The sequence below is a fragment of the Agromyces sp. GXS1127 genome, assembly GCF_050565425.1.
Classification (GTDB): domain Bacteria; phylum Actinomycetota; class Actinomycetes; order Actinomycetales; family Microbacteriaceae; genus Agromyces.
This window is the reverse complement of sequence record NZ_JBOCIG010000006.1, coordinates 1-15,492: the sequence shown is the minus strand read 5'-3', so window position 1 is coordinate 15,492 and position 15,492 is coordinate 1. Positions and strand designations below refer to the sequence as shown.

Below are 15,492 nucleotides of genomic sequence, written 5' to 3'. Positions count from 1 at the left end.
AGGGCGTCGTCATGCCGACTCCGCCGCTCACCGCTCTCCGTTCACCGCTCCTCGGCGTCGGGGCCGTCGAGGATCCGCGCGTACTCCTCGAGATAGGCCTCGGCGACGCGACGCCAGGTGAATTCGGGCACGCGCCGACGCCCGGCCTCGACGAGGCGCGAGCGCAGTTGCGGGTCGGCGACGACGCGACCGATCGTGGCTCGCAACGCGTCGACGTCCAGCGGATCGACGAGCAGTCCGTCGACGCCGTCGACCACGAAGCCCCGCGCACCGCCGCGGTCCGTCATGACGAGCGCGGCCCCGGACCGCCAGGCCTCGAGGGCGACGATGCCGAACGCCTCCGTCCGGCTCGGCACGATGACGGCCACCGCTCCGGCCATCGCGTCGGCGACGCCGCTCGAGTCGAGGCGGCCCGCGAACTCGACGCGACCCGCAAGCCCGTGCTCATCGGCGAGCGACTCGAGCCGGACCCGTTCCGGCCCGTCTCCGACGATGACGAGACGGATGTCTGCGCCTGCGGCGACATCGCCATCGGCGGCACGTCCGCGTGCGGCATCCGCCTCCGGATCCGTTCGCGGGCCGGCCATCGCCTCGATGAGCAGGTCGAACCCCTTCGTGCGGCCCAGTCGACCGACCCCGAGCAGGTACTCGCCGACGAACGGGCTGCGGCCCGCGTCACCTCGCAGCGCAAGGTCGACGCCGTTCGCTACGACCTCACCGCCGACGAGCCCGAACCGGGAGCGGAGGTCGTCGAGGACGAATGCCGACGGCGCGGTCACGGCCGAGGCGGTGGCGAGCGCACGACGGAGCGCGGCTCGCAGCAGAGCCGAGCGGTCGTAGACCGCGGTGTCGTCGGCGATCGTCTCCCCGTGCGAGGTGACCACGAGCGGAACGCGGAATCGCCTGGCGAGCGCGAGCGCGTATGCGCCGTTCGGACCGAAGCAGTGGACGTGGACGAGATCCGGGCGGAACTCCCGGCGCGCGCCCGACCAGCGCCGCCATGCACCGGGGAGTGCGCGCGCGAAGCGCCCGACCCCATCGGGCGACGCGGACGGGAGCGGGGTCGGGAGGTACCGGACCGCGACGCCCTCGATCTCGCGGACCACCGGGCCCGTTCCGCGGTCGACGCTCCAGACCTCGACCGCGCAACCCAGCTCGATCAGGGCGCGAGCCGCCTGGCGCACGTGCTCCTCGACCCCGCCGACGTGCGGAGCGTACGAGGAGGCGACAAGGGCGATACGGTACCCGGACGCCATACGATCTCGACGACGCGATCCCGACGCGGCCACGCGTCAGCCGTGCTGGTCGGTCGGCGGTTCGGTGATGAATTCGTCCGTTGCATCCGCCTTCGCGGCTGCGCCCTTGCGGGTGGACTTCGACGAGGAAGCCTTGTGCGAGGACTTCGGTGCCCCCGACGACGGCTTCGGCTGGGCGACATCCGCAGGTTGCGACGTGTAGTCGTTGCGGTACTCGTACGAGTAGGTGGCGGCATCCGCGCCTCGCAGCGGCGACTTGTTCAGCACGATGCCGAGCGCGCGGCCGCGCGCCTTCCGCAGCGTGTCGAGCGCCTTCTCGAGCAGGTCGAACGTCGTCTTGCCGAGCGTGACGACGATGAGGGCGCCGTCGGCCTGGTGGGTCAGGACGGCGCCGTCCGTCACCGGCAGGAGCGGCGGGGCGTCGATGATCACCGTCGCATGCTTGGTGAGGTCGGCGAGGAGGGTGTGCATGCGCTCCGAACCGAGCACCTCGCTCGGGTTCGGCGGGACACTGCCCGCGGTGAGCACGAGCAGGTTGTTCGACTTCGGCGTGCGCTGGAGCACCTCGGACAGGGCCGCACGCCCGGCCAGCACGTCGCTCAACCCGGCACCGCCGGGGAGCCCCATGGTCTTCGCCACCATCGACCGGCGCAGGTCGCCGTCGACGAGGACGACGGTGGTTCCTGCCGCGGCGAGGGTGAGCGCGAGGTTGCACGCGACCGTCGACTTGCCGTCCCCGGGCAAGGGGCTGGTGACGACGATGGTCTTGGGCGGATGATCGACATCCATGAACTGGAGGTTCGTGCGCAGCGCACGGAGTGCCTCGGAGACCGCGAACGTGCCGTTCCTGCCCGTACTGTTCGCGGCCGAGGAATCGACCAGCCGATTCTTCTCGTCCATGCTCGGCACGAACGGGATGGTGCCGACCACCGCGACGCCGGTCTTCTCCTCCGTGTCCTCCGCGTTGCGGATGCGACGGTCCCCCGCCGTGCGGATCATCGCGAAGGCGAGGCCGAACCCGAAGCCCAGGATCCCGCCGACGATCAGGGCGGTCTGCACGTCCGGGTATGCGGGGGACGACGGGACCGTTGCGGATTCGCGCGAGATCACCGCGACGGGAGCCTCACCGGTCTCGCTGCTCTCGGACTCGACACCCTCGATCACGGTGGCCATCGATCGGAGCCATGCTTCGGCGAGCACCTTGGCATCGGGCCCCGTGGGGGCCTCGGCTTCGACCTTCAGGATGGGCGTGCCGGCGGGATTCGTCACTTCGACCCGGTTGATCAGCGCCTCCGGCGTCGTTTCGAGACCGAGCTCGTCGATCGCGCCCTTCGCGACATCCGACCATCCCGCGATGATCAGGTAGGACGACACGCGAGACCGGGCCACGCTGTCGCCCAGCGACATGCTGCCGACATCCGTGCCCTGTCCCGTCGACTGCACCAGCCCGCTCGCCGAGGCGACGTAGACCGGTGTCTGGAGCAGGGTCCACCCGTACCCGGCGCCGATGCCGACGATCGTCATCAGTGCGACGGCGACCCAATGGCGGCGCAATCCGCGGAGGTAGTCGCGCAGTTCCAAGTGGACACCTCCGGGTGATGCCGCCATCGGTTCGCCCCGCCGGGAGGCGGCGCGAATTCGATCAATGGTATGTCAAGCGGCTTCGACCTGCTCGATCGCGGCGGTCGCCCTGCCCGCCGGCGCACCCCCATATCGGGGGTCCCCGTCCGCAGCTCCGACCCGCGGGCGCCGCCGTCCGGCCGGTGGACGATCGGGCGACGCGCGTTCGTCTCGCGCCATGGCGCCGAGGCAGATTCCGGCGATCACGAAAGGCACCGATACCTGGACGGCGACCCAGAAGAGGTCGAACTGCGCCTGGACGATGCGGCTGAGCAGGACCGCGATCGCGAGGGTTCCATATCGCGGGTCGATGCGCCAGAGCACGATGAAGGCACCGATCCACATCACGACGAATGCGATGAGTCCGACCACGCCCGCCGAGGCGATGACCTCGAGTTCAGCCTGGGGCGGTTGGTACGGAAGGTTGCCCTCGACGTACCAGTACCGCAAGCCGTGTCCGAAGACCGGCGAGTCGCGCCAGAAGTGATAGACCTCGCGGAACCACTCGAGTCGCTGGAAGACGGAGTTGTGCTGGTTCTGCGACTCGACCTGCTCGATCACCATCGAGACGACGAGCCATCCGGCCGGAATGAGCAGGAGGAGCACGAGTCGCGACCGCTTCGACGCGCTGCGCCGGAGCACGACGAAGACGACGGCGGCGATCAGGCCGATCAGCGCCTGCCGCGACTGGGATGCCACCGCAGCGACACCGAGCACGAACAACGCCACGCGCGACCATCCGCGCGTCCAGCCGACCCAATCGGGGTTCACGTAGGTCACGATCGCCGCGAAGGCGGTGACCGTGCCGACGAAGTTCTTGTGCATCGGCCAGGGCCAGACCGGAGCGGCCGGACCGGTGTCGCCCTGCATCAACTGCACGACAGCCGTGGCGATGGTGGAGATCGCGATCACGCACGCGGTCCAGACGAGCAGCGAGAGCGCGAGCCTGGCGTACCCGGCGGCCCCGAGTGCCCATCCGACGATCAGCCCGCCGGAGACCAGCATCCATGCGTGGAACCACTCGATGGTGTTGAGCGGGTACGGGTTCACGATCACGGTGAACAACGTGGCGAACTGGTAGACCAGGTTCAGTGCGAGGAGCCAACGCAGGGGGGCGCTGTAGGGACGTTCTCCCAGCAGCAGTGCGGTTCCGAAGGCCGCGACGAGGGCGGCATCCGAGACGGAGAGGTCTCCTCCGCCGAGGCCCACCCGCTGCGCGACCAGCAGGCCCGGGGTGGCGAAGAGCGCGATCGCGAGCGGCCTGGACTTCGTGAGGGCAGCGGCCACCACGAATGCCGCCAGCACGACGGCGTTCGTGGTGCCGTTCTGCAGACCGCGCTCGAGCAGCACCCACGTGACCACGACGGCGGCGGACGCCAGTGCGAGCCACCGCCACGACCCTGCCCAGCCATCGGCGATGCGCATGCGCCAGACCGCTGGCTGCGCCTTCGAGCTCATTCCCGGTCCTTCATCGAGTTCCGTCCAGTATCACACCCGGGGAGCGAGGACGGACTCCCGGTGAACAGGAGGCGGTCGAAGATGCGGGTCGCGCGGGCCCTCAGTTTCGCCCGGCACGGCGGACCGCCGCCGCCGCCCGGTGCAGGATCCCGTCGGGCACGATGCGCCTCGCCGTTCGGCCGAGCAGCGTCCAGGGGTGCGTCTCCTGGCCGACGCGGTACACGTATCCCTCGTGCGCCTTCGACAGCTGATCCGAGAGCAGGTCCAGCAGCACCGTGGGGTCGGAGAGCCCGGGCAGCCTGCCGGACACCAGAGGGGCTCGCACCTCGTCCTGTCCCGAGAACCTCAGGCACCGTTCGATCAGGTCGCGCCGGAGCTTCAGGTGCTCGTCCGGGTTCGCCACGGGATCATCGGGCGAGAACCACGTCAGGGCGTCGCCGAAATCCTTCGCCGCGACCGAGTGCACCAGCTCTTCGAGTCCTCGGAAGCGGTGCCGCTGGTACGTCCCGCCGTTGGTCACGAGGAGTGCCGGTGTGCCCAGCGCGAGCGATGGGAGGACCGAGTGGAGTCGGGAGGTGACGACCGAACTGGCGGATTGGTAGAAGTACAGGAAGAGCTCCGCCAGGGCGAATCTCCGGTCGACGGTCATGTCGGGATCGTGCGCGACCGAGAGCTCGATGACCGGGCGAGTCGTCCGCCGCCTCAGCTCACCCACCTGGTCGGGTGCGAGGTCGACCGCGAGGACGAAGTCCTGTCGGGGCACCTGCGGATCGCGCTGGAGCGTCAAGGTCAGGCATCCCGAGAAGTAGGCGTCCACGCCGATCGACTGCAGGTACTCGCGTGTGGAGTGGTCGCGGGCGCCGACCGGACCGAACCTCGCGAGGAACTCGCGGCTCTCGGGTGACTCGATGCGCTCTCGCACGGCATCATCCGACACCTCGAAGTACATCGAGACCAGCAGGGGAGCGAGATTCGGCGGGGGCGGCCAGGCCGTACCCCACATCCACCAGCCGTTCAGGATGGCGTCGACGGTACCGGGCACCTTCCCCAGTTCCTCGGTCAGTGCGTCGCGATCGAGGTGGTGGTCGACGCGCGGGAGGAACTGGCGAGCGGCCAGGCTCTGGATCTCATCGCCGATGTTCGCCGTGCGGTAGGACAGCAGGCCGAAGGCCCGTCCCGCGCCGTGCGCCGTGCGGCGCCCTTCGTCATCTCCGGTCACGGTGATACGGCGCTTCGGTCGGGGTCGGAGAGCGCGCGGCGCAGTTCTTCGGCGGCCGGGCCGGAACGACGCGCCGGAGTCGGATTCCATCGCGCCTGGCGGAGCGCCGCTCCGGCTCCGAACGCCACTCCGACGACCACGACCGCCAGTCGTTCCAGGCGCCGCCGGATGCCGGTCACGCGGCGGACTCCCGCGAATTCCCCACCGACCCATCGGCGGAGTCGGCGGCTGCGCCATCCTTCGTACCGCGCCAGCAGGACGAAGTGGTTGCGTCGGCCGTACAGCTTGTACCTGGTGTCGAAGCGGGCGCCCTTGACGTGAGGGGCAGGACGGTGGTCGACCGTGGCGTCGGGCACGAACACCGACCGACCGCCGAGCTGCTTCACGCGGAGGAAGATGTCGGTGTCCTCCCGAAGGGCGGTACCCGGGTAATCGTCGCGGAATCCGCCGAGCTCGCGCAGCACCTCTCGCGTGAAGGCCATGTTCGCCCCGATGCCGTGATCGACCTCGCACGGTTCGCCTCGCAGGGCCGCGAAGCCGTCCGTCAGCGATCCGTCGGCGAGCAGGCGGCCGATCTCCCGGGGGTAGTCGTCTTCCCCGGGAAGGCCGTTGCAGGTCCTCCCGACCGCGGCATCCGCCCCGCCGGCCGCGAAGCCGCGGAGCAGTGCGGGTCCCCATCCGGCCCGCACCGTGACGTCGTCGTCGAGGAACGCGATGACCTCACCTCGGACGTACCTCAGTCCCCGGTTCCTCGACCGGGTCATGTGACCGGCCAGTTCCGGCGCGTGCACGTAGCGCAGCGGCACCCCCGCTGACGTCGGCGAGGCGGCGACACGCGATGCATCCACCACCACGATCTCCTCGATCGACTCCGGCGCAGCCGCGAGCGCATCCACGCACCGCTGGAGGAAGACCGCCCGCTCATACGTCACGATGCACACCGAGAGCGTGCGTGATGTCATCGACTCTCCTCATGACGGCCGGCAATGCGTCAAGTATCCCCGACGATCTCGTCGGTGACATCGCCGATCTGATCGAGGGCGCCGGAACTCGGGGCCGCGATCCCGCTGACGGGTGGGTCAGCGCGCCATCCCCCCGAGGTCCCGGCCGGAGACGACTTCGAGGATGCCGAGTGGGAAGCGCTCCAGTCCGCCGAGTGCATCCGGAAGGCGACCCAGCGCCTCGATGAGCGCGTCTCCGGTCTCGCGCACGACGGTGCGCGAGACCGGTTCCGCACTCGCCACGAGGTCGTCGAGACTCGTGTGCTCGTCGATCGAGACGAACCGGGTGCGACCCGGGGTGACGACGGATTCGTAGTCGCGGAACTTGAAGTCACCGCCGCCCAGATCCGGTTCGACGCTGGTCCACACGGCGGGAATGCCGAAGGCGTCGGCCGTGATGAGCCCATGCAGCGAGGTCGTCACGACGGCCCCGCAGGCGCTGATGTCGCGAACGGTGCGGGCCGCCGATCGTTGCACCTCGATGGTACGTACGCGCCCGGCCGCTCCACCCGCGAGCGCGCGCAGCACCGGATTCGTTCGATGCGAGAAGTGCGGCACGATGCCGACGTCCCAGCGGACCGGTGCCCGCCGGACGCGCCGACCGACGAGCAGCCCGGGATCACCGAGCGCCGTGCCCTGGGGCGCGCCGATCCGCTCGGCGGTGAGGCGGCCGCGCACGGCGAGCACGTTCGCCGCCGGCATGGGGTGCTCCCGGTCGTGCATGAGGCCGCTCCCCCAGATCGCACCCGAGAAGTCCTGAGGCAGGTGCTCGAGGATGCTGCCGACACCGGCGAGCCGAGCGGTTCCGGCCGTCCGATGCACGGGCACGACGCCGTACCGGGGCAGCAGCCACGGCGTGAGGTCGTCGCCGAAGTTCGGGAGCCCGACCCACCAGTAGGCCCCCACGACCGTTCCGCGACGGAGCACAGCGGGCTGGGCCGCCGCGACCGCGAACCGGCGCAGGGCGCGTGCACGTCGCCGGACTCGGTGCGTGTACTCCACCGGTTCCCCTCTCATGCCGATCCGCGACGCCGAGCCGGGCGGAGCGCGGTGTCAGTCCAGCGATCCCAGCTCGACCAGCCTGGCGAAGTCCGGGCTCCCCTCGATGACCTGCTCGAAGCTCCCGAGCGACTCGATCGCGCCGGCCTTCAGGAAGACGAGCGTATCGGCATTCCGCACGGTGCTGAGCCGGTGGGCGACGATCAGGATCGTCATGGAGCCTCGCAGTGTGGCCAGCGTCGCCGCGATCTCGTGCTCGGTGAGGTTGTCGAGCGCGGAGGTGGCCTCGTCCAGCACCAGGATGCGGGGCTCGCGATACAGGGCCCGCGCGAGACCGATGCGCTGCCGCTGCCCACCCGAGAGGCGTGTTCCGCGTTCCCCGACGATCGTGTCGAGGCCGTCGGGCAGTGCGGCGACGAACTCGGTCATCCGCGCCATCTCCAGCACCTTCCGAACCCGGTCCGTATCGACCCGATCAGGCGCGACGCCGAACGCGATGTTCGCGATGAGGGTGTCGTTGAGCAGGAACACGTCCTGTGGGACCACGCCGATCTGGGCGTACCATCCGGCGAGGTCGTCGGACGGCGGGCGCCCGCCGCATTCGATCGAGCCTGACGTTGGCTCGAGCAGGCCGAGGACCAGGTCCATGAGCGTGCTCTTGCCCGCTCCGCTCGCGCCGACGAACGCGGTCGTCCGGTTCTCTGCGATGCGCAGCGTGATCCCGTCGAGGACGAAGTCCTCGGTGTCCGGATAGCGGTACCGGAGATCCTGCAACAGGATGTCGCCGGTGAAGCCCTCGCCTCCCCGGGGCATCTCGTCGTGCGTTCCGCCCGCTGCCAGTTCGTCGGCGGCGCGGATGAAGATGTCCAGCCCCGGTCGCCCGGTGCGCACCGTGGTCAGGTTGGCCGAGATGCGGTTGAGCGTGGGCAGGGCTCGGAGCGAGGCGGCCGCGAACACGCCGAGCACGGTCAGCGCCGCCGCGGGTGTGGTGGTCGCGAAGAGGTAGGCGGACGCGGCCATGATCGCGAGGACGAAGCCGATCTCCAGCAGGTACCGGGGGGCGTCCGACAGGATTCCCATGACGCGCGCGGCCCTCGCGCGCCGCATCCGCGCACGCCGGAAACCCTCGACCAGGCTGCCGCCGCTCGAGCTCAGGCGGGCTTCGCGGAAGCCGTCGAGCGTGGGGATCAGGAACTGCCAGGCCTCGAGCCCCGCCTCGGCCATCTCCTCTCCGACGCGATACTGCCGCCGACGGAGGACGCCCTGCACGCCGAGCACGAATGCGCCGAAGAGCGTGACCGCGATCAGCGTCACGAACGGCGAGGTGATCGCGAGCACGACGGAGATCGCGATCAGCACGACGAGGTCGGTGCAGATGCTCAGGATTCCGAGGAGCACGCTCGCCGACTGGGTGGTCGCGTCGTTGACGTTGCGGTACACCTCGCTCAGCCGACGTGCGCGATGGTCGGCGTAGGGCGCGAGGGCGTAGCGGCGCGCCAGTTCAGCCGACGAGAGCGCGGAGACGAGCGTGGTGCGACCCAGCAGCCACCATCGGAAGAGGATCGAGGCCACGCTCTTCAGGATGAACACCATCGCGACGAATGCGGCGACGACGGGAACGAGCTCGACGGGATCGGTCGTGCCGACCAGGGAACCCAGCCAATCGGTCAGGGGATCGTCGGGCTCACCGCCGGTGGCGAGCTGCGTGAGCGGGATCATCGCGGCGACACCGAGCGTGTCGAGCGCGGCGAGCGCCAGGGAGACGACGACCGTGCTGAAGATCCACCGGCTCGGACGCGCACCGGCCATCGCGAGCATGGTCCGCAGCTGCGCGACCAGACGCCCCTCGGCCTTGGCGTGGACCATGATCCTCCTCCGTGCCGATCTGCCGACGGCACGGCAGTGCAGACCCTCGGAATCTTAGCTGCGCTGCGCCAGTGCGAGGGATCGGCCGCATTGGGCGGACCGGGTCTCAGTTCCTCCGACGTCGCCGCACGGCCTGCCTCAGGACGTATCCCGGCCAGAGCGCCAGCGACCAGAGCAGGTGACCCGGCAGGTGGGTCTCGCGGAACGCGTCGAATGCCTGGGCGCCGTAGATCTGCCCGACGCGGCGAACCCCTGCGAGGGCGTGCGGCCCGCGGTGCCGCCAGAGCACGCGCATGGAACCCACCCACATCCGCCGGTAGTCGCGGCTCGCGTTCCGTTCGTGCAGGCGATACCCGAGGAGCACCTGCCCCGCGTGCTCGAGTGCGCTCAGCCTCGCGACGTCCAGCCAGGTCGCCCAGTCCTCGCTGTGCGTCAACCGCTCGTCGAAGCATCCGACCCGGAGCAGCAGATCACGACGGACGAGGACACCCGAGGTATGGATGCTGTTCCCGCGCAGCAGCCGACGGTAGTCGCCGCCATGGCCGCCCCAGCCCGGTCGCACCCCCGTCGGCGTGATCGCCTCGAAGTCGCACGAGCACAGCCCCACTTCGGGCCGCATCAGTCGAAGCTGGCTCGCGAGCTTGCCCGGGTACCAGACGTCGTCCGCATCGAGGAAGGCGATGAGTTCGCCGCGAGCCTCCCGGATTCCACGGTTGCGCGCGGCGCTCACCCCGCCCCGCGGCTGGCGGATGACGCGGACGAGCGGGTGCTCGGGGGTGGTGAGCGGTTGCGTCGACCCGTCGTCGACGACGAGCACCTCGAGCGGCGGCGGATCCTGCTCGACAGCCGATCGGACCGCCTCCAGGAGGTAGTGGCCGGGGTCGTGTGCGGGGATGACGACGGAGACCGTCTGCATCGAACTCAGCCCCACATCGCGCGGATGTGCCGGAACATCTCGAACGAGACATCGACCAGGCCGAGGAGGATGCACACCGTCCATGCTGCTTCGAGCCAGAACCTCGCGCGCGGGTGCCGCCGGGCGAAGTCCTCGACGCCGATGCGCACGGCGACGACCATGAGCGCCCAGGATGCCACGTGGAACCGGGTCCTCACGATGCGGAACCCGAGCAGGATCCAGTGCGCCCACGCGGGCACGAGCATCAGCATCGTCCGCCGCAGCACCGCGCCGCGCCGCCAGATGACGTACACGAGGACCGGGATCAGGAAGAGCTGGATCACGAGCGCAGTGCGGCCGCCCCAGGGCTCGCCGGCGCCGATGATCCCGCTGACGAACGGGAGGAAGGGCGCGAGCACCTTCTGCGCCGTGTCCGGCAATCTCGACAACGCGTCCGCACTGGGTTCGGCGAAGAAGGCGGGATCGACGAAGAATCCGGTGTAGGCGTACTGGCGCACACTCCAGAAGATGAGCGCGAAAGTCGCCGGTGCGACCAGGACGGCGAGCTGGGCGAGGAGCCTTCCCACCGAGGGCCGGGCATCCGGAGCGGACCGGTCGGGCGGGGTCCGCACGGCGGTGTCGCCGAACAGGAACCGCAACAGGATGACGAGGCCGATGATGCCGATGCCGGCGATCCCCGTCGGCTTCACGCTGGTCGCGAGGGCGATCAGGATTCCGGCTACCACGACCGCACGCACGGATTCGCGCGGGGCCGCGAGCACGATGGCCACGGCGAGCACGGTGAACGTGGCGACGGGAGTGTCGTTGTACGCGGCATAGGCGGAGTCCCAGACGACGGGCATCGCGAGCGCTGCTGCGGCGGTGACGCCCGTGCCGCGGATGCCCATGCTCGCGGCGACGCCGGCGACGGCGAAGCCGAGCGTCAGGAATGCGCCGAAGTGGAGCAGGTGCGCCGCGACGTACGACCCCTGCGTGGCCGCCGAGGTGTAGACGATCTCCATGAAGGGGAACCCGTCGACGTGCTTGAACGGGCTGTCCGTCCATCCGCCGCTCGCCGCCCAGTCGAGCGGTGCCGGCCAGTGGTACTCGATCTCGTCGCGTCGAGAGGGCGGCGCGAGCGTGGCGACTGCCGCCACGGCGAGGCAGAGCGAGACGGCCGCGAGTGGCACCGGATACGTCCGGAACTGTCGCGCCATCCCGCGCCAGCCCGCGCGGACGGCGTCCACGAGCTCGGTGCGTGCGAGGACGCCGAGGAGCACACCCAGCCCCGCGAGCCCGTATGGCAGCCACGGCCCGAGCAGGAGGAGATGGCCGACCAGGAGCGTGGCGACGCCGATGACGGCGAGGCCGCCGGCACCGATCAGCGCGATCCGGGTCGCAGGCGGCACGGGCAGTCGACGGGTGACGACGGACGCGACCCCCGCTCCGCTCCCGAGAGCGGCGATGCCGAGCAGGACCGCGGTCCAGAGCTGTGCGATCAATGGAGGCCCCCGGGAGGTCGACGCGGATGTCGCGCCAGCGTATCGTGCCGGTCGATCCTCGGTGTCGAGGCGTCCGGCCGACAGCACCGGGCCTCCGGCTCGAGCCTCACGCTCGGTCCGATGTTGCTCCGATCACGGCGTTGATCCGGGCGACATGGGCATCGCGCCGGAAGGCGCGCCCCCATCGCCGCACCTCGTCGGGATCCGACATCCGCGCGGCGCGGATCGCGTCGGCCAGGTCGGCGACGGTGGCGGATGCCGCGTGCGCGCCGCTCACGCCGGGGCGTACCGTCTCGAGGTATCCGCCGGCCGCGACCGTAGCGGCGGGCGTGCCTTCGAGCGCGGCCTCGAGGACCGTGAGGCCGAAGTCCTCCCGTCCGGCGCCGACGACGACCTCGGCGTTGCGGTAGAGCCAGCAGAGTTCGCTGTCGCCGACGCGCCCGAGGCCGTGCACGCCGGCCGCCGGGTCGTCGAGCGACTCCGAACCCGATCCGACCACCGCGATCGAGAGACCTGCGGCGCGAGCGGCATCGACGGCCAGGGGCACGTTCTTGTATCCGCGGTCGCGCGCGACGACCACGGCGAACGCGTCGGCGATCACGCGGGCCGGCGCCACGGCATCCGTCGCCACCGGCTCGACCGGCGGATGCACCACGGCCGATTCGAGCCCGTACGCCGCTCGGATGCGTTCACGCGTGACCTCGGAATTGGCGATGACCGCGGTCGCACGCGCCATCGCCTCCGCGTCTCCGCGCCGAAGTATCGGGGTGCTCACCGTCAAGCCCGCGCGGCGTATCGCGCTGAGCCGCATCCGGTAGTCGTCGGCCGCGTACAGCCAGCGCGCCGGGCTGTGCACGTAGACCACGTGCGGGATCTCGAAGCGGAAGCGGTGCGCCCAGCCGCTCGAGGAGACGAGGGCGACGTCGCCGCCCGTGACCGTCGTCCGAGCCGCGATGGCCGGCAGCGCCGGCAGCATCCGCTCGACCTGGCCCGACAGCGCGGGCGGAATCGTCGCTCGCACGTCGAGGTCGCGGAACGCATCGAACGTGGTCTCGGGTCGGTAGGCGAGCGTGACGACTCGGGTCGCCTCGAACCCGGCCGCCCACTCCGCCACGACGCGCTCGGCGCCGCCGACCTGCACGAGGTAGTCGTGCGCGAGGACGATCTCGGTCACCCGCGCCCCACTCTGCGGCGCACCTCTCGTCCGATCCGGCGCCCGGCGTAGGCCGCGGCGCCCGCCGCTCTCCGCCTGCCGGCAGCCAGCCTCAGGCGGAGCGGGATGCCGATGCGCTGGTCGTACAGCCGGAGGAAGTCCCGTGCGCTGGGGCCGGGTTCGCGCATCGCGCGGATGACGTACTCGTCGCGCCATTCCGGGTCTCGAGGCTCGACGAATCGCCCGCTGTACCGGTCGAACACTCCGAGCAGCTCCAGCGTGAGCATCGTCCGCTGGCACTTCCAGCACTCGGAGCAGTTGGAGCCGTCGCGCGACGCCACGCACACATCGAGGGTGTCCCATGTCTCGGGGACGGTTGCGATGACCTCCATCTTCTCCGCGCGCGTGAGATCGGTGCCATCCGGTTGAAGGGTCAACGCGCTCGTCGACAGATACGGGAGAAGGATGGGATCGGCCATGCTCATGTCACCCGTCGGCGCAACGGCGATATCGGAGTACGGGGCCGTCGACGCATACAGGTAGCGACGGAGGCCGCCGCCGAGCAGATGCGCGACGGCGGCGTTGCGGATCGTGTGCGTCGGCTGGAACTCGAGTCGCACCGACGAGAAGAGTTCGTCGACGTTCGAGTCGACGTCGATGAGTGGCAGTCCGGTGGCGAGTGCGCTCGGACGCAGCAATGCCAACCGCTTCCGGTAGAGCTCCCGCCCGTTCTCCCCGGTTCCATGCGAGCCGACGTTGTTGTACAGCAGGTGAGTGAGGCGCAGGGCTTCGGGAACATCCGCCGCGAAGTGATGGCGGGCGAGCGTGGCGAACGAATCCACGCCGGCGGAGTACCCCGTGGCGACCGCGCTTCCACCTGCCGCGGCCGGCCGGCGGTCGTCTGCTCGGATGGAGATCGGGCCGATCTCGGGCCGGAGGACCTCGAGCATCACGCCGAGGTCCCGACTGAGATTCCAGACGATCTCGTCCGTCACTGCGCCCTGGACGACCAGGTCACGGCCGAGCCTCATCGCGGGAACGGCCAGTGCGAGGACCGCGGCGTCGGTGCGCTCGTTCACGAACGGTGCGGCCGAAGCGGGAAGACTGAACCAGAGTCGATCCACGCCCGGGAACCCGGACAGGTCGACCCGGTACTCGAGCCGGTCGCCCTCGACCTCGATCGTCGGGGGACCGATGGCGATCGACACGGGATCAGCTCCCCGCGGCGCCGGCGTCGGTCACGCCGACATCCGCCCTGGAGAAGTTCTGGAACGACCGCGATGCGGTCGGCCCCCGCTGCCCCTGGTAGCGGCTCGCGTAGGCCGGCGAGCCGTACGGCCGCTCGCTCGGCGACGACAGGCGGAAGAAGCAGAGCTGCCCGATCTTCATGCCCGGCCAGAGCTTGATCGGGAGCGTCGCGACGTTGCTGAGTTCGAGGGTGACGTGACCGGTGAATCCCGGGTCGATGAAGCCCGCGGTCGAGTGGGTCAGCAGGCCGAGCCGACCGAGCGAGCTCTTGCCCTCCAGGCGCGCAGCCACGTCGTCGGGCAGGGTCACCGCCTCGAACGTCGACGCGAGCACGAACTCGCCGGGGTGGAGCACGAACGCCTCGTCGGGCCGCACGTCGATGAGGTGGGTCAGTTCGGGCTGGTCCTCCGCCGGATCGATGAACGGGTACTTGTGGTTGTCGAACAGCCGGAAGTACCGATCGAGGCGCACGTCGATCGAAGACGGCTGGATCATCGCCGGGTCGTAGGGGTCGAGCCGGATGCGCTCGCGATCGAGTTCGGCCCTGATGTCGCGATCCGAGAGAAGCACGAGGTCAGCCTACCGAGGGGGTGCGCGCGGCTTGCTACGATGGTCTCCGCGGGTCAGCCCTCACCGAGCGGATGCCGCATGCCGATGTAGTTCAATGGTAGAACTTCTGCTTCCCAAGCAGACAGCGCGGGTTCGATTCCCGTCATCGGCTCTTCTGTGATGTCTCAGGACATTGTGAACGGCTGAACCCGCGGATGACGCGGGTTCAGCCGTTTTTCGTTGCCGGTTGGTAGGTGCGTTCGGGGTCGATTCGGTGTTCGCTGAGCACGGTGCCGTCGGGGTCGATCACGGTCGCCTCGTGGTTGTGGATGAGGATGATGATGTCGGTGCCGGCGTGGGGTCGGCCGATGCCCAGGTGCAGCATCCGGTTGGCGTAGCGGAGTGAGACTTTCCCGCCGGGGTCGACGCGGTCGTAGCGGACGCGCCACAGGTTCGGGTCGTCCGGTGCCGTCGGGGATGCTTTCGGCAGCAGCCCGTATGCGAAGGCGGGGGTGCGCCGGCCGATGCCGCCGGTGTGGGCGTTGGGTGTTGTAGTACTCGCGGAAGAGCTCCAGCACGGACTGCAGCTCCTCGATGCTCGCGGTGGGTCGGGTGTCGAGGTGTTTCTTCAGGGTCTGCCAGAGCCGTTGGGTCTGCTGCACGGATAGGTGACAGTTTTTAGTCACGCAGCCAGTGCGGCTGGCGTGTTCATGATGACCTCGAACT

At 69.9% G+C, this 15,492-nt stretch carries 13 protein-coding genes, 1 tRNA gene and 1 pseudogene; 1 reads left to right on the top strand and 14 read right to left on the bottom strand.

Annotated features, from left to right (window positions below; translation table 11 throughout):
* Positions 1 to 41: 41 nt before the first annotated feature.
* The 12 genes from ACQ393_RS11860 to dcd form a co-directional block, all read right to left on the bottom strand.
* Positions 42 to 1,256, bottom strand: coding sequence for a glycosyltransferase family 4 protein (locus tag ACQ393_RS11860; RefSeq protein ID WP_430647041.1), 1,215 nt, complete (start codon positions 1,254 to 1,256; stop codon positions 42 to 44).
* 36 nt (positions 1,257 to 1,292) lie between these two features.
* On the bottom strand, positions 1,293 to 2,837 hold the full coding sequence (locus ACQ393_RS11855; protein WP_430647040.1) for a polysaccharide biosynthesis tyrosine autokinase: 1,545 nt from the start codon (positions 2,835 to 2,837) through the stop codon (positions 1,293 to 1,295).
* 72 nt (positions 2,838 to 2,909) lie between these two features.
* Complete coding sequence (locus ACQ393_RS11850; protein WP_430647039.1) at positions 2,910 to 4,334, bottom strand: O-antigen ligase family protein; 1,425 nt, start codon at positions 4,332 to 4,334, stop codon at positions 2,910 to 2,912.
* Positions 4,335 to 4,434: 100 nt separating this feature from the next.
* Entirely contained in the window at positions 4,435 to 5,553 is a 1,119-nt protein-coding gene (locus ACQ393_RS11845; protein WP_430647038.1) for a polysaccharide pyruvyl transferase family protein, read from the bottom strand.
* Positions 5,550 to 6,515 carry a glycosyltransferase family 2 protein gene (locus tag ACQ393_RS11840; protein ID WP_430647037.1) on the bottom strand — a complete coding sequence of 322 codons (966 nt, stop codon included), beginning with the start codon at positions 6,513 to 6,515 and terminating at the stop codon, positions 5,550 to 5,552. Before ACQ393_RS11840 ends, ACQ393_RS11845 begins: the two co-directional genes overlap by 4 nt.
* 117 nt (positions 6,516 to 6,632) lie before the next feature.
* Positions 6,633 to 7,556, bottom strand: a complete 924-nt coding sequence (locus ACQ393_RS11835) for a polysaccharide pyruvyl transferase family protein (protein WP_430647036.1) — start codon at positions 7,554 to 7,556, stop codon at positions 6,633 to 6,635.
* Positions 7,557 to 7,607: 51 nt separating this feature from the next.
* Entirely contained in the window at positions 7,608 to 9,419 is a 1,812-nt protein-coding gene (locus ACQ393_RS11830) for an ABC transporter ATP-binding protein (RefSeq protein WP_430647035.1), read from the bottom strand.
* A 106-nt stretch (positions 9,420 to 9,525) separates the two neighbouring features.
* Entirely contained in the window at positions 9,526 to 10,335 is an 810-nt protein-coding gene (locus ACQ393_RS11825) for a glycosyltransferase family 2 protein (protein WP_430647034.1), read from the bottom strand.
* A gap of 5 nt (positions 10,336 to 10,340) precedes the next feature.
* Positions 10,341 to 11,816 (bottom strand): hypothetical protein, encoded by a 1,476-nt coding sequence (locus tag ACQ393_RS11820; RefSeq protein ID WP_430647033.1) that lies wholly within the window; start codon positions 11,814 to 11,816, stop codon positions 10,341 to 10,343.
* Between the two features lie 106 nt (positions 11,817 to 11,922).
* Entirely contained in the window at positions 11,923 to 12,990 is a 1,068-nt protein-coding gene (locus ACQ393_RS11815; protein ID WP_430647032.1) for a glycosyltransferase, read from the bottom strand.
* Entirely contained in the window at positions 12,987 to 14,177 is a 1,191-nt protein-coding gene (locus ACQ393_RS11810) for a hypothetical protein (RefSeq protein WP_430647031.1), read from the bottom strand. The genes ACQ393_RS11815 and ACQ393_RS11810 overlap by 4 nt, the downstream gene beginning before the upstream one ends.
* Positions 14,178 to 14,181: 4 nt before the next feature.
* Positions 14,182 to 14,787 (bottom strand): dCTP deaminase, encoded by a 606-nt coding sequence (gene dcd, locus ACQ393_RS11805; RefSeq protein ID WP_430647030.1) that lies wholly within the window; start codon positions 14,785 to 14,787, stop codon positions 14,182 to 14,184.
* 80 nt (positions 14,788 to 14,867) lie between these two features.
* Between dcd and ACQ393_RS11800 the strand changes: the two genes are divergently transcribed.
* A tRNA-Gly gene (locus ACQ393_RS11800) sits at positions 14,868 to 14,938 on the top strand.
* Between the two features lie 54 nt (positions 14,939 to 14,992).
* Here ACQ393_RS11800 and ACQ393_RS11795 read toward each other — a convergent pair.
* Entirely contained in the window at positions 14,993 to 15,151 is a 159-nt protein-coding gene (locus ACQ393_RS11795) for a hypothetical protein (RefSeq protein ID WP_430647320.1), read from the bottom strand.
* Between the two features lie 151 nt (positions 15,152 to 15,302).
* Positions 15,303 to 15,428: pseudogene (locus ACQ393_RS11790) on the bottom strand (integrase core domain-containing protein); the annotation flags it as partial.
* Between the last annotated feature and the right edge of the window lie 64 nt (positions 15,429 to 15,492).